The organism is Flavobacterium aestuarii (genome assembly GCF_040049115.1).
In the GTDB taxonomy this organism is placed as follows: domain Bacteria; phylum Bacteroidota; class Bacteroidia; order Flavobacteriales; family Flavobacteriaceae; genus Flavobacterium; species Flavobacterium aestuarii.
In genome coordinates, this window is the sequence record NZ_JBDLZZ010000017.1 from 85,553 (window position 1) to 99,894 (window position 14,342).

At 35.4% G+C, this 14,342-nt stretch carries 11 protein-coding genes and 1 tRNA gene; 5 read left to right on the forward strand and 7 right to left on the reverse strand.

Annotated features, from left to right (window positions below):
• Nucleotides 1-75 precede the first annotated feature (75 nt).
• The gene (locus ABEG11_RS16025) at nucleotides 76-1,176 is read right to left on the reverse strand and encodes a DUF4407 domain-containing protein (RefSeq protein WP_348825189.1); all 1,101 of its coding nucleotides are present in this window, start codon (nucleotides 1,174-1,176) and stop codon (nucleotides 76-78) included.
• A gap of 234 nt (nucleotides 1,177-1,410) precedes the next feature.
• Between ABEG11_RS16025 and ABEG11_RS16030 the strand changes: the two genes are divergently transcribed.
• The 3 genes from ABEG11_RS16030 to ABEG11_RS16040 all read left to right on the forward strand — a co-directional run bounded on the left by ABEG11_RS16030 (nucleotide 1,411) and on the right by ABEG11_RS16040 (nucleotide 6,348).
• Nucleotides 1,411-4,230: a TonB-dependent receptor gene (locus ABEG11_RS16030; protein ID WP_348825190.1), complete on the forward strand. Its 2,820-nt coding sequence runs from the start codon at nucleotides 1,411-1,413 to the stop codon at nucleotides 4,228-4,230.
• A 70-nt stretch (nucleotides 4,231-4,300) separates the two neighbouring features.
• Nucleotides 4,301-5,296, forward strand: coding sequence for a metallophosphoesterase (locus tag ABEG11_RS16035; RefSeq protein WP_348825191.1), 996 nt, complete (start codon nucleotides 4,301-4,303; stop codon nucleotides 5,294-5,296).
• The gene (locus tag ABEG11_RS16040) at nucleotides 5,293-6,348 is read left to right on the forward strand and encodes a phytase (protein WP_348825192.1); all 1,056 of its coding nucleotides are present in this window, start codon (nucleotides 5,293-5,295) and stop codon (nucleotides 6,346-6,348) included. The genes ABEG11_RS16035 and ABEG11_RS16040 overlap by 4 nt, the downstream gene beginning before the upstream one ends.
• Nucleotides 6,349-6,416: 68 nt before the next feature.
• On the opposite strand, the gene pckA is transcribed toward ABEG11_RS16040, so the two are convergent.
• Nucleotides 6,417-8,021, reverse strand: coding sequence for a phosphoenolpyruvate carboxykinase (ATP) (pckA, locus tag ABEG11_RS16045; protein WP_348825193.1), 1,605 nt, complete (start codon nucleotides 8,019-8,021; stop codon nucleotides 6,417-6,419).
• 65 nt (nucleotides 8,022-8,086) lie between these two features.
• On the reverse strand, nucleotides 8,087-8,488 hold the full coding sequence (locus ABEG11_RS16050; protein WP_348825194.1) for a DUF423 domain-containing protein: 402 nt from the start codon (nucleotides 8,486-8,488) through the stop codon (nucleotides 8,087-8,089).
• 307 nt (nucleotides 8,489-8,795) lie between these two features.
• Here ABEG11_RS16050 and ABEG11_RS16055 point away from each other — a divergent pair, with 307 nt between their 5' ends.
• Nucleotides 8,796-10,166 (forward strand): saccharopine dehydrogenase family protein, encoded by a 1,371-nt coding sequence (locus ABEG11_RS16055; protein ID WP_348825195.1) that lies wholly within the window; start codon nucleotides 8,796-8,798, stop codon nucleotides 10,164-10,166.
• Between the two features lie 31 nt (nucleotides 10,167-10,197).
• Here the strand turns inward: ABEG11_RS16055 and ABEG11_RS16060 are convergent, their stop codons facing one another.
• From ABEG11_RS16060 to ABEG11_RS16075, 4 genes are all read right to left on the reverse strand, one after another.
• Complete coding sequence (locus tag ABEG11_RS16060; RefSeq protein WP_348825196.1) at nucleotides 10,198-11,463, reverse strand: M56 family metallopeptidase; 1,266 nt, start codon at nucleotides 11,461-11,463, stop codon at nucleotides 10,198-10,200.
• Entirely contained in the window at nucleotides 11,460-11,831 is a 372-nt protein-coding gene (locus ABEG11_RS16065) for a BlaI/MecI/CopY family transcriptional regulator (protein ID WP_348825197.1), read from the reverse strand. The genes ABEG11_RS16060 and ABEG11_RS16065 overlap by 4 nt, the downstream gene beginning before the upstream one ends.
• Before the next feature lie 17 nt (nucleotides 11,832-11,848).
• A complete protein-coding gene (locus ABEG11_RS16070; protein WP_348825198.1) occupies nucleotides 11,849-12,274 on the reverse strand; it encodes a hypothetical protein in 426 nt (141 codons plus the stop codon).
• A gap of 301 nt (nucleotides 12,275-12,575) precedes the next feature.
• Nucleotides 12,576-13,964, reverse strand: a complete 1,389-nt coding sequence (locus ABEG11_RS16075) for a dipeptidase (protein ID WP_348825199.1) — start codon at nucleotides 13,962-13,964, stop codon at nucleotides 12,576-12,578.
• A gap of 110 nt (nucleotides 13,965-14,074) precedes the next feature.
• On the opposite strand from ABEG11_RS16075, the gene ABEG11_RS16080 reads away from it, so the two are divergent.
• Nucleotides 14,075-14,156 (forward strand) — tRNA-Leu (locus tag ABEG11_RS16080).
• Nucleotides 14,157-14,342 lie beyond the last annotated feature (186 nt).

Genomic DNA, 14,342 nt, shown 5'->3' on the forward strand with positions numbered 1-14,342 from the left:
ATTGTTTTAAAAAAAGGAGTCATTTCATAGTGAAATGACTCCTTTTTAATAGTAAGAATTCAGTTTTAGTTATACTTAAAGCGTCTGCTTTTGTTTTTCTAGAAATCCATTCGATTGCAGTTCCAGTAATTCTTCGGCATTTTTTCGCTGCAGATCGTATAGCCTTTTATCATCGGCAATATCTGCATAAACCTTGTCATGCATCAAAGCATTGGTTTTAATCAATAGTTCACGCTGATGTTTATTTTGATCCAAAGTAGCTTTGAGTGCTGTTTCCAGATCTTCCAATTTAAAATCGTATTCTCCTTTTGGAGATAATAATTTGGCAATAATTGGCGAAGTTTCAATTGCCAAAAATAACAGCATTATAAAGAATGAAGGCAGCCAAGGCAATTTATTCAATGCGTTGATTCGTGCCATCAAACCGTCAAAACCATCAATGACAGGCTGGGTTTCGGTTACTTTTTTATCTAAATCAGTCTGCAGGGTTTTGCTGTTTTTTTCAAGAACGGCAATTTTGGCCAGATTATTTTTCCGAATAGTGTCTAATTCATTTTTGGCCAGATTATGTTTGGCAATTTTTTCCTTAAAAACGGGACCTTTACCTAGTTTTTTTGTTCCAGCAGTTCCTTCGGCTTCCTGAATATAGGTTTGATACAGCGTGTTTACTTCTTTTTCTTTATTAGCAATTTCAGTTTTGAGGTTTGAAATTTCAGTTTTGTTTTTATCCAGATCGGATTTGAAATAATTAGCTACTTCTTTTTTGTTGTTCAAAGCCATAGCATTTTTCTCTTTCAATAAAACGGTATTGATTTCCTTTTCGAAAATTTTAATTTCCAATGGTTTCGAAATTACTATTGCGATGATAATTGCCAGAATTATCCGCGGAGCTGCCTGCAGCAATTCACTGGCAAAATTGTTTCTTTTCCGGATTGTAGAAACTATAAAGCGATCCAGATTAAAAATAAGCAAACTCCAGACAAGCCCAAAAAGCAATGCCGGAATAACATTGTCAAATACAGTAAAAAGGGCATAAGCACTGGCGATAAAAGCCATAACGGCTGTAAAAAAAACCGTGGCACCTATACCAGCATATTTGGTTTGTTCGCCTTCGGAGCAGCCGTCTAGCAGCGGTTTGTCTGCGCCTGAACACAAGATGAAAAATTGTTTTAACATGATTGAATGATTTTTGATTGATTGATACCGCAAATGTAAAGCCAAATTTTTGATTCTCACACAAATAGTTGTCCTGTTTTTATAAGGCATATTTGTATTTCAGCTTGTTAAGATTATTTTAATATTAATAATTCTCTATTTTATATCAGAAATCATAACGGTATGTTAATTTTTTTAAACGTGTTTAATAATGTTTGGATTCTAGTTTTGCAACCAAAATAAAACAAAAAAACAATGAAAAAATTCTATTTAATTGTAACACTCTTTTTATTAACGATTTCTGGTCACGCCCAGAAAGCCATACTCTCAGGAAAAATATTAGATGCCGATGACAAACTTTCTTTGCCAGGTGCAATGATTCAGATTGTTGGTGATAATAAATACACGACTTCGGATTATACTGGTCATTATGAATTTCTTAATTTAAATGCTGGTACTTATCAAGTTTCGATAAAATACATAGGTTATGGTTCTATAACTCAATCAATAACTGTAGAACAGGGAAAAAACAATGTACTTGATTTTTCTCTTAAAGTTTCAGGAACCGAGCTGAATGAAGTTGTGGTTGGAGACAATTTAAAAGGCCAGGCCAAAGCATTGAATCAGCAGAAAAACAATAAAAATATCGGAAACGTAATTTCGTCTGACCAAGTTGGGCGTTTTCCAGATGCTAATGTCGGAGATGCTTTAAAGCGCGTTCCGGGTATCACGATGCAGAATGATCAAGGCGAAGCCAGAAATATTATCATCAGAGGTCTGGCTCCATCGTTGAACTCTGTTACTCTGAACGGAGACCGAATTCCATCTGCCGAAGGCGATAACCGAAATGTGCAGATGGATTTAATTCCGTCTGATATGATTTCTACGATACAAGTTAGTAAAACCCTTACTCCAGATATGGATGCTGATGCTATTGGAGGTTCTGTAAATCTGGTAACAAGATCCTCTCCAAACGGCGAAAGAATCTCGGCAACTCTTGCTGGAGGCTATTTACCAATCCGTGACAAGGCTAGTTTTACAGCTGGATTAGTATATGGAAACCGTTTTTTTGACAATAAATTGGGAGCGGTTTTCAGCGGATCGTACAACAATGTAGATTATGGTTCTGATAATATCGAAAACGAATGGGTAAAAGATGATTTTGGCAATGAATTTCTACAGGCATCAGAAATCAGAAAATATGATGTACAGCGTATCCGCAGAAGTGCTTCGTTTGCTTTTGATTATAAATTTAATGAAAACAATACCATTTTTGCCAATGCAATTTACAACTGGAGAGATGATAGAGAAAACCGTTTCAGAACAACTTATGATGATATCGAAGCCATTTATGATGATGCTGACGAATCAAAAATTGTTGGTTTTGAAGGACGCGTAAAACGCCAGACCAAAGGCGGAATCGATAATGACAGAAACAAAAGCAGAAGACTGGAAGATCAGCGAGTGCAGAACTATTCACTTCGCGGAGAGCATTTAATTGGTTCCAAATTAGATTTGGACTGGTCTGCCAATTATTCCAATGCAAGAGAATACCGCCCGGAAGAGCGTTATATAGAATACCGCCAGAAAGGGCTGGATATGACTCAGGATTTATCAGATACGAGATTCCCCTTGATTACGACAGCAGGAGAATCCCTGGATGAATTCAAATTTGATTCGGTTACCGAAAATACAGATGATACCAGCGAAAGCGAATTTGGAGCAAAAGTAAATGTTCGTTTTCCTTTCACAATTATTCCATCAGAAAAAGGAAGAATCAGAACAGGTCTTAGGCTTCGTTTGAAAGAAAAAAAGAGAGACAATATTTTCTATGCCTATGAGCCTGCCGGAGATGGAATGGAGTTATTGTCACAAGTTGAAACAAGTTTTTTTGATGGAAAAGATTTTAATCCAGGCAGTAAGTATGTTCCGGGAACTTTTGCATCGGCAGATTATTTAGGAGGTTTAGATTTAAATAATGCTTCATTATTTGATAAAGAAACGGATCCGGCAGAATATTTGACAACTAATTATAATGCCAAAGAAAATATTTACGCAGCTTACATCAGATGGGATCAGGATTTTAATGATAAATTATCTATGGTTGTAGGTTTCCGTGTCGAAAACACTCACATTGATTATACAGGAAACCGCGTTCTTGACGAAGAAGAATTAGAAACCACTGTAAACAATACTAATACCTATACCAATGTATTGCCAAGCGTTACTCTGCAGTACAATGCTGCAAAAGACTTGATTTTAAGAGCTGCAGCAACTACAGCTTTGGCAAGACCAAATTATTATGCATTGGCTCCGTATGTTAATAATATTGCGGCCGACAAAGAAATTACTGCCGGTAATCCAAATCTGGATGTTACTTATGCTTACAATTATGATTTCATGGCCGAAAATTATTTCAAATCTGTTGGATTAATTTCGGGTGGTGTATTCTACAAAAAATTACATGATTTTATTTATAATTACAGTGATAATCAATATACAGCCGAGAAATTTGCAGCAGATTTTCCTGGTCAGATAAACCCTATTCCAGCTGGTGAAAACTGGTCTTTTGTACAGCCAAAAAATGGTGATACAGTTGATGTGTATGGTTTTGAATTCGCATTCCAGCGTCAGTTAGATTTTTTTGAAAGTAAATTTTTAAAAGGTTTCGGAATCTATCTAAACTATACCTACACAAAATCTGAGGCAAAAGGAATTGCTGATGAAGATGGAAACGAAAGAAAAGATATCAGCCTTCCGGGAACAGCTCCTCACATGTTTAATGGTTCTTTGTCCTGGGAAAATAATCGTTTTTCCGCTAGAATTTCTACCAACTTTACATCAGATTATTTAGATGAATTGGGTTCTGAGGCTTATAATGACAGCTATTATGACAAACAGTTATTCTTGGATGCTAATGCTTCTTATAAAATTACTCCAAAACTTAGAATTTTTGCAGAAGCGAACAACATAACTAATCAGCCATTGCGCTACTATCAGGGAGTTGAAGCGCATACTAAACAAGCCGAATACTATCAGGCGAGATACAATTTAGGTCTGAAATTCGATTTGTAATAGTTAATTTATATAATTGAAAAGGAAACAGGATGTAATGTCCTGTTCTCCTTTTTACAGTAATAATAAAATGAAACATATAATTTACGTTTTTTTATCGGTTCTTGTCTTTCAGACAGCGTGTGCACAACAGGCTGAAAAAAGAGAATTGTCCGGTTATACAGAAGGCTATATCCCACAGCTGCAAAAAATTGACAACAGCCTCAATTTTTTATTAATGGGTGATTTTGGCCGTTATGGCCAATTTTATCAAAAAGAAGTTGCTGTACAAATGGGGAAAGCAGCAGCTACAATCGGTTCTGAATTTGTCATTAGTGTAGGAGATAATTTTTATCCAAACGGTGTGCAGAGCACTACAGATTATTCTTGGACTGCTTCTTTTGAAAATATTTATACCGATTTTAGCCTGCAGAACGATTGGTTTGTGGCTCTGGGAAATCATGATTACAGAGGTAATGTTCAGGCACAGATCGATTATTCGGCAAAAAGCCGGCGCTGGCACATGCCTTCGACTTATTTTAAAAAGGAGTTTGGCTTAGAAGACGGCAATAAAGTTTTAGTTTTGTTTATGGATACTTCGCCATTTATAGATAAATATTACGATGCAGATTCTGGCATGAGCGAGGCTATCAAAGCGCAGGATACGACAGCTCAAAAAAAGTGGCTGTTAAAAGAATTAGCCACAACGGATAAAAAAGTGACATGGAAAATAGTAGTAGGCCATCATCCTTTGTATAGTGGAGGAAAACGTAAAACGAGTTCTGAAACTACAAGTTTCGAAAAAAAGTTTGCCGCTATTTTTGATAATCAAAAGGTAGATGCTTATTTCTGTGGTCACGAACACGATCTGCAGATTATAAAACCCAAAGGACGTTATACTACTCAGTTTCTGTCGGGTGCCGCTTGTACTGTCCGTTCCAGCGGGGAAAGAGAAGGAACGTTATTTTTTGCAGAAAAACCAGGATTTATGACCTTTTCCATTACAAATTCAAAATTGCTTGCACAAGTAGTTGATGGTGATGGAAAAGTTTTATTTACAACTCAAATAGAAAAAAAACAAAAATGAAAAGCATAAATAAAATAGCAGCAGCACTTGGGATGATTTCATTAGTTTCCTGCAGTGATAAATTGGCACCAGTTCGCAAAGATGCTGTAAAACCAACAATCGTTACCCAAAAATTACCTCACGATACTGATGATCCTTCGATTTGGATTCATCCGACAGACGCTTCAAAAAGTATTATTATTGGAACAGATAAAGATACTGACGGCGGTTTGTATGCTTTTGATCTGAATGGGAAAATTATTAAAAAGTCAATCCCATTAAAACGCCCAAACAATGTTGATATCGCTTACGGTTTAATAATCGATGGAAAAAAAACGGATATTGCCGTAACCACAGAGCGCGAAAGCAACACAATAAGAATTTTCAGCCTTCCTGATCTAAACCCGATCGATAATGGCGGAATTCCTGTTTTTGAAGGCGAAGCACTGCGTGATCCTATGGGAATTGCGTTGTACACACGCCCGAGTGACAAAAAGATTTTTGCTATAGTTGGAAGAAAATCCGGTCCTTCGGGGAGTTATTTATGGCAATATGAACTTTCGGGTTCAGGAAAATATGCGACGGCAGCAGTAGTTAGAAAATTTGGTGAGTATAGTGGCAAGAAAGAAATTGAAGCCATTGCAGTTGACAACGAATTAGGCACAGTTTTGTACTGTGATGAGCAATTCGGTATCAGGAAATACAACGCTGATCCCGCTTTGAATGATAATAAGGAATTGGCTCTTTTTGGTCAAAAGGATTTCAAAGCCGATCATGAGGGAATCGCAATTTATAAATCGACTGCCACAACGGGTTATATTCTGGTTTCCAATCAGCAGGCAAATACTTTTATGGTTTATCCGAGAGAAGGAGCAGACGGAAATCCAAATAATTATCCTTTACTAGCCGAAATTCCAACTTCGACAATAGAATGTGACGGGGCAGATGTAACAAGTATTAATCTGGGTGGTGAATTCAAAAATGGACTTTTTGCAGCTATGAGCAACGGTATGACTTTTCATTATTATGCCTGGGATTTGATTCAAGAAAAGATTAATCAGGCGAAAAAATAATTTTTATAAAAAGCAAAAAAAAGCTGTTCATGACGAACAGCTTTTTTGGTTTGAATTAGTAATTGTCCTTATTTTATTATTGGTGCGCCTGCTAATATTTCAGCATTGGCAAATGCTGCGAATTTTGCGAAGTTCTCTTCAAATTTATGAGCTAGCTCGTTTGCTTTTGTGTCATACAATGCTGGATTTTCCCACGTGTTTCTTGGGTTTAAAATTTCAGCTGGCACATTTGGGCAAGACTGCGGGATTGCGATTCCAAAAACATCGTGATTCAAAAATTCAACCGTGTCTAATTCTCCTTTCAGAGCTGCGGTAATCATTGCACGGGTGTATTTTAACTTCATTCGGCTTCCCGTTCCATAAGGTCCTCCAGTCCATCCTGTGTTGATCAGCCATACTTTTACATTGGCATCTTTCATTTTTTGACTCAGCATTTCAGCATATTTTGTTGGGTGCAAGGGCATAAACGGTGCGCCAAAACAGGCCGAAAAATTGGGCTGAGGTTCCGTAACACCTGCTTCGGTTCCGGCTACTTTTGCGGTGTATCCTGATATAAAATGATAAGCTGCCTGCCCAGCTGTCAGTTTTGAAATTGGAGGCAGAATACCGAAAGAATCTGCAGTTAAGAAGAAAATGTTTTTTGGATTTTTGCCAATAGATCCTGGCTGAATATTATCGATATGCTCAATCGGATAGCTTACTCTTGTGTTTTGGGTAATGGAAATATCTTCAAAATCTACTTCATTAGTTCCAGTTTTGAAAACAACATTCTCAAGAATGGCTCCTTTTTTGATTGCTCTGAAAATATCTGGCTCATTTTCCTCGGTAAGATTGATAACTTTGGCGTAACAGCCACCTTCAAAATTGAAAACAGTATTTTCATTGGTCCATCCATGTTCGTCATCACCAATTAATTTTCTTTCAGGATCTGCAGATAAAGTTGTTTTTCCAGTACCCGACAATCCAAAGAAAATTGCCGTATCACCATCTTCGCCAACATTGGCACTGCAGTGCATCGGCAAGGTGTTTTTGAAAACAGGCAAAATAAAGTTTAATGCCGAGAAGATTCCTTTTTTCATTTCGCCAGTATACCCTGTTCCTCCAATCAGAGCAATCTTTTTGGTAAAATCCAAAATTGCAAAATTACCTTGCCGTGTTCCGTCAACAGCAGGGTCTGCTAAGAATCCAGGGGCACAGATTACAGTCCATTCGGGAGCAAAGTCTGTCAATTCCTCATTTGTCAGTCTCAAAAACATGTTGTGGCAAAATAAATTAGCCCAGGCAGTTTCTGTCACTACCCGCACATTCAGCTTGTAATTTGAATCGGCACAAACATAAGAATCTCTGACAAAAATCTCCTTATTAGATAAGTAAGACGTTACTTTTTTATAAAGTGATTCAAAAGCTGCAGGTTCAAAAGGGATATTCACTTTTCCCCACCATACTTTATCTTCGGTAATGCTGTCCTTAACGATGAAACGGTCTTGAGGTGAACGTCCTGTAAATTCGCCAGTATTTATTGCAAGTGCTCCAGTACTGTTTTCTTGTCCCTGTCCAGACTGGATCGTAATCTCATGTAACTCATTCGGGCTTAGCTGATACTGAATTTTAGCATTTTCGATTCCCAAATTTTTTAACGAAATCGATTTCGTAAACAAAGCGTAGTTGTCCATAAAAATAAATTTTTGTGAGTGTTGTTTATTTCACTGCAAAAGTATAATTTTTTTTTACAACCACATTATATTTTATTTTTCTTTTTTAAAGGCTTTATTAAGTCAAAAAATAATAATAACCACGAAATAATAAGAAATAATCCTCCAATTGGTGTAATGAATCCAATCACTTTAAAGTCAATCGGAGTTAACGAATTGGTGGCCAAAAGATAAATGGAACCAGAGAAAAACAAAACTCCTGTAACGGTTAAGGTAAGTATCGTTTTTTTTAATTTTTGATTGATTAGAGTAGTTGTTCCAATGAATAATAAAAACAAAGCGTGGTACATTTGATATTTTACCCCTGTCTCGAAAGTGGCAAGCTGTTCTATTGAAAGCACTTTTTTTAATCCATGTGCACCGAAAGCTCCTAAAATTATTGCAATCATTCCCAAAACTGCTGCCGTAGAAATTATTTTCTTATCCATTTTTTTATATTTTATACTGACAAAAGTATTTCATAAATGTTTAATCCGAAAGCATTTTTTATATGACTTTTGCAGTAATTCTTTCAGCATTGATTTCTCTTCTATTAGTATTGCATTTTATTTTGTAAAAAAGAGTTTTAACTAAGAAAAATAAATATTTTTAAAATGATTTGTTATAAATTAAACAATATTGTATGTTTGTGTTATATTTTTATAAATAAAAATATTTGAAATAAGGATAAATACATCCTGTTTTAAAGATTTATATTGAATTTCTTGACAGTTGTGTTTTAAATTAAAAGAATTTATGAGAACAATTCTAATTATTGGAGCAGGAAGATCTGCATCATCATTGATACAATACCTTTTGCATAAATCGGATGCTGAAAACCTGCATCTTGTTATTGGAGATTTGTCTTTGGCTTTAGCTCAAAAAAAGACAAATGCTCATCCCAATGCAACTCCAATTGCCCTTGATATATTTGATGAGAATCAAAGAAAAACGGCTATCCAGAAAGCAGATATTGTTATTTCGATGCTGCCGGCACATCTGCATATAGAAGTAGCAAAGGATTGTATTGCGTATAAAAAACATCTGGTAACGGCATCATACATTAGCGATGCAATGCAGGGATTGGATGAGGCCGCTAAAGCAAATAATCTGATTTTTATGAATGAAATTGGGCTAGATCCCGGAATTGATCACATGAGTGCTATGAAAGTGATTGACGAAATTAGGGAACAAGGCGGAAAAATGCTTTTGTTTGAATCGTTTTGCGGCGGACTTGTTGCACCAGAATCGGATGATAATTTGTGGAATTATAAATTTACCTGGGCGCCAAGAAATGTGGTGCTTGCAGGGCAGGGAGGTGCAGCAAAATTTATACAGGAAGGAACTTATAAATATATTCCGTATATGAATTTATTTAGAAGAACCGAATTTCTGGAAGTAGAAGGTTATGGAAAATTTGAAGCTTATTCCAATAGGGATTCTCTAAAATATAAGAGTGTTTACGGACTTGATGATGTGCTAACTTTATACAGGGGGACAATTCGCCGGGTTGGATTTTCCAAAGCATGGAATATGTTTGTACAGTTAGGAATGACAGACGACAGCTATATTATGGAAAACTCCGAAAACATGAGCTATCGTCAGTTTGTGAATTCTTTTCTGCCCTATCATCCAACAGATTCGGTTGAAATAAAAATGCGGCTGATCTTGAAAATTGATCAGGATGATATCATGTGGGATAAACTGCTGGAACTGGATTTGTTTAATCCCAATAAAAAAGTAGGTCTGAAAGATGCTACTCCCGCACAAATCCTCGAAAAAATCCTGACTGACAGCTGGACTTTAAAACCCAATGACAAAGATATGATCGTGATGTATCATAAATTTGGATTTATTCTGAACGGTGATGAAAAGCAGATTGATTCCAAAATGGTCTGCATAGGCGAAGACCAGACTTATACAGCTATGGCCAAAACTGTTGGCTTGCCTGTTGCGATGGCAGCATTATTAATTTTGAACGGCAAAATTACAACTCCTGGGGTACAGCTTCCTATACGCAAAGAAGTATATCTGCCAATTTTGAAAGAGTTAGAGGGATATGGCGTGGTGTTCAATGAACAATCAATGCCTTATGTTGGCTACAATCCTGACAAGGTTTTTAATTAATTTTTTTTAGATTTTTATTTTTTTTTTAATTTTAACCTGGGCTTTGAATTGTTATAGGTAAGCTATATAATGTTCTAACAGGCTTGTTGTTTATTGTTCCTGGTAACCAATTTGGCGATAATTTTAAAACTCTAACAGCTTCTTCTCCTGTTCCATAACCAATATCTCTAAGTACTTTAAAATCGGATAAGGAACCGTCTTTTTCTACTATAAATGTTATGTATACTTTTCCTTTAAGTCCTTCTTCTTTTGGAGCTTGATAGTTTTTACCTATAAATTTGTAAAACTCTTCAATACCACCTGGGAACTCAGGTTTTATTTCTAATCCAGCAAGAGATCTTACTGTGTCATCTTCATCAGGCAACGTTGATTTTTCTTCTATACCAACGCTGCTTTTTTCAATTTCATTTTGTTTTTTTGTATTACTTTCTTCAGGATTATCTTTACAGCTAAAAACAAATAATAATAGGCTGGTAATAATTCCGATGCTGCATACTTTCAGAAATATTCTTGCGGGCGACTCTTTTTTTGTCATCATAATAAAACGTTTTTTAGTTATTAAATAGTTAATGTTACTTGCTAAAATGATATTAGTTTTATTAGAAGCAATCTCAAGTAACAAAGATTGATATTTGGTAACTTCTCTAAATTGATTATTTACCACAGCATCTGCTAAGAATTCGTGATTGAGTTTAATCGCTCTTTTATAGAGAATTACTAATGGATTAAACCAAAAAATAATTTGTAGAAACTCAATAAATAGTATGTCTAAAGTATGTTTTTGATCTAAATGTGCTTTTTCATGCGCAATTAATTCGGATGGAATTCTATCATTTTTGAATTCTTGTTTATTGATAAAGATTGCATTCCAGAAAGAATGTGGTAAAATAGGTTCATTTATTAGAATGATTTTTTCACCTTTAACAAATTGAACTTCACTTCTTAATACTTTATTATATAATGAAAATAAATTCAGAAGGAAACGAATAATTAATACTAAAAAAACTGTAATATAAATGGCAAGAATAATATTGGTTAAATCTAGGCTTTCGGCTAACGATTTGAAGCTTTGACTACTTTTTTGAATTGCTAATTCGTCTAATTGAACGGATATTATTTTGCTTGTAGCAGAAGGTTCAAACGAAATAAGTTGCAACGGAATCAAAAAACTAAAAACTAAACTTGCTAGTAAATAGATCCGATTAAAAAGAAACATTTTTTCGTTTTCTAGCCACAACCTATATATTAAGTAAAAAATAAATAGCAGTATTCCTGATTTTAAAAGGTATGTTGTCATTTTTTCTTTTTTTGAATTTGTGAATCGATTATTTTTTTAAGTTCCTCAAGTTCCGAAGTTGATAAGTTAGTTTCGGTAGTAAAAAAAGAAGCAAACTGTGAAGCCGAATTATTAAAGAAATTACTAATCAATCCGTTGACGTGTTTGGAGAAATAATCTGTTTTTTTGACCAAAGGATAATATTCCCGCGAATTCCCAAATTCATTATAAGCAACGAATTTTTTATCAATCATTCTTTTTAATAACGTGGCAACAGTTGTTGTGGCTGGTTTTGGATCTGGGTATGCTTCGAGCAAATCTTTCATGAAAGCTTTTTCAAGTTTCCAAAGGTGCTCCATTAATTGTTCTTCTGAGTTGGATAGCTGCATGGTTTATTTTTTAAGAGTTATTTTTTTACACTTTGTTCGGAGATTAATTCTCCTTTATTATACTTTTTGATTTCAGTTAATTTTCCTTTATCGGAATAGAATTGCCATTCTCCAAAATAAAACCAATGTGTTTCGACTGAATCAATTTCAATTTTAGTTTTTCCTTTAGATTGAAGCTTTCCATTTTCATGATAATATTTTACAATACAAATCCCGTTTTTATATTTCTCTGTTTTATAAATTTTATTATTGATATAAGATTTCCACTTTTTTACAGGAATATCATTTTTATAATATTCATACGATTTGTAATGAAGATTATCTTCCGAATATTCTTGAATCCAAACACCTTCTTTTCTCTTATTGATCTTTTGATTAATTAAAGTGTTTTTGCAGGCAGAAAATAAAACTCCGAATAAGAATAATACAAAAAGTTTTTTCATTTTTTAATTCTACATTTATAGATTATATTCTACAAATGTAGAGTAATGTTTTTAATAAACAAGTTTTTTTTGAATTTTTTTACAGAAAAAACCTAATACTGATGTAATTTAATTTTAAGAATCAATGTTTTATAAAATTCAAAAGCCTTAGCCCAGATGGGAACGGCATCCTGTTGTCCCGGGGTTCGGGACGACAGATATAGTGGGCAGCTGGAACTAGCTCCAAATATTTATTAGTATAATGAACAAAAAAAATCCGCTCATTGCTGAACGGATTCTGAATTGTATTGATAGCTGTGAATTACTTTGAAAGCTCCACAAAATATTTGTAAAACAGCGGAATGGTTTCAATTCCTTTTAGAAAATTGAAAATCCCGAAATGTTCGTTGGGTGAGTGAATGGCATCACTGTCAAGGCCAAATCCCATAAGGATTGTTTTGCTTTTCAGTTCTTTTTCAAATAATGCAACAATAGGAATACTTCCTCCGGAACGTACAGGAATTGCAGGAATTCCAAAGGTTTCGGTATAAGCTTTGTTTGCTGCCTGATACCCAATACTGTCAATTGGTGTCACATAGCCCTGACCGCCGTGATGAGGTGTAACTTTTACAGTAACGCCCGCAGGAGCAATGCTGATGAAGTGTTTGGTAAAAAGTTCTGTGATTTCTTCCCAGTCTTGGTTTGGAACTAAACGCATGGAGATTTTAGCAAAAGCTTTGCTGGCAATAACGGTTTTGGCACCTTCGCCAGTGTATCCTCCCCAGATTCCATTTACATCCAGCGTTGGGCGTATTGAATTGCGCTCATTAGTCACATAGCCGCTTTCGCCGTAAATGTCATTTAAGTCTAATGCTTTTTTGTATTTATCAAGGTCAAAAGGAGCTTTGGCCATTTCGGCTCTTTCTTCAAGAGAAAGTTCTTCGACATTGTCATAGAAACCAGGAATTGTAATATGATTGTTTTCGTCGTGAAGCTGCGCAATCATTTTGGCCAAAATATTAATTGGGTTTGCCACTGCACCGCCGTATAAACCAGAATGAAGATCGCGATTTGGGCCGGTAACTTCAACTTCGACATAGCTCAAACCACGAAGTCCAGTTGTAATGGAAGGCTGCTGATTAGAGATCATTCCAGTGTCCGAAATCAAAATCACATCGTTTTTTAGTTTTTCGGTATTGTTTTCTACGAAGGTTTTTAGGTTGACACTTCCAACTTCTTCTTCACCTTCAATCATGAATTTTACGTTACAAGGCAAAGTACTGGTTTGTATCATGTATTCAAAAGCTTTCACGTGCATGTACATCTGGCCTTTGTCATCGCAGGCACCTCTGGCAAAGATGGCGCCTTCGGGATGTATGTCTGTTTTTTTGATGACAGGTTCAAAAGGAGGAGAAGTCCATAATTCTAATGGATCAGCTGGCTGAACATCATAATGACCATATACTAGAACTGTAGGCAGATTTGGGTCAATTATTTTCTCTCCATATACAATTGGATAGCCGGCAGTGTCGCAAATTTCGGCAAAATCGCATCCTGCAGCCTCTAAACTTGTTTTTACAGCCTCGGCAGTGTCAAGGACGTCTTGGGAAAAAGCAGTGTCTGCACTTACAGATGGAATTTTTAAAAGTTCTATTAATTCGTTGATAAACCGGTCTTTGTGTTTTGTAACGTATTGTTTTATGTCTTCCATTAAATCAGATTTTTTTGAATATCAAAAATACAAAAAAATAGAATAAAAATTTTTTTTTAAAAAGTTCTTGGAATATTCGAAGTTATGCTTATCTTTGCACCCACAATTACGCGGATATGGTGAAATTGGTAGACATGCCAGACTTAGGATCTGGTGCCGCAAGGCGTGTAGGTTCGAGTCCTATTATCCGCACTTTAAAAATCCTTTAAACGTTGTAAACTAACGGTTAAAGGATTTTTTATTTTTAGTCTATTCCCGTATTTCTCCCCCAAAACACGGATCAAGAACAAAAGGGGATCAGGGATCAGGTGCAAAAGTTGGGGATTAAGCAAAAAGATTTGATAATCTGAAGAGGAAAAAATCTACTTTTCTTACTCC

Coding starts and splice junctions, on each gene's coding strand:
- pckA (WP_348825193.1), bottom strand. CDS start 8,021: ATGGACAACTACGCTTTGTTTACGAAATCGATTTCGTTAAAAAATTTG.
- ABEG11_RS16070 (WP_348825198.1), bottom strand. CDS start 12,274: ATGAAAAAACTTTTTGTATTATTCTTATTCGGAGTTTTATTTTCTGCC.
- ABEG11_RS16030 (WP_348825190.1), top strand. CDS start 1,411: ATGAAAAAATTCTATTTAATTGTAACACTCTTTTTATTAACGATTTCT.
- ABEG11_RS16055 (WP_348825195.1), top strand. CDS start 8,796: ATGAGAACAATTCTAATTATTGGAGCAGGAAGATCTGCATCATCATTG.
- ABEG11_RS16075 (WP_348825199.1), bottom strand. CDS start 13,964: ATGGAAGACATAAAACAATACGTTACAAAACACAAAGACCGGTTTATC.
- ABEG11_RS16060 (WP_348825196.1), bottom strand. CDS start 11,463: ATGACAACATACCTTTTAAAATCAGGAATACTGCTATTTATTTTTTAC.
- ABEG11_RS16050 (WP_348825194.1), bottom strand. CDS start 8,488: ATGGATAAGAAAATAATTTCTACGGCAGCAGTTTTGGGAATGATTGCA.
- ABEG11_RS16040 (WP_348825192.1), top strand. CDS start 5,293: ATGAAAAGCATAAATAAAATAGCAGCAGCACTTGGGATGATTTCATTA.
- ABEG11_RS16035 (WP_348825191.1), top strand. CDS start 4,301: ATGAAACATATAATTTACGTTTTTTTATCGGTTCTTGTCTTTCAGACA.
- ABEG11_RS16025 (WP_348825189.1), bottom strand. CDS start 1,176: ATGTTAAAACAATTTTTCATCTTGTGTTCAGGCGCAGACAAACCGCTG.
- ABEG11_RS16065 (WP_348825197.1), bottom strand. CDS start 11,831: ATGCAGCTATCCAACTCAGAAGAACAATTAATGGAGCACCTTTGGAAA.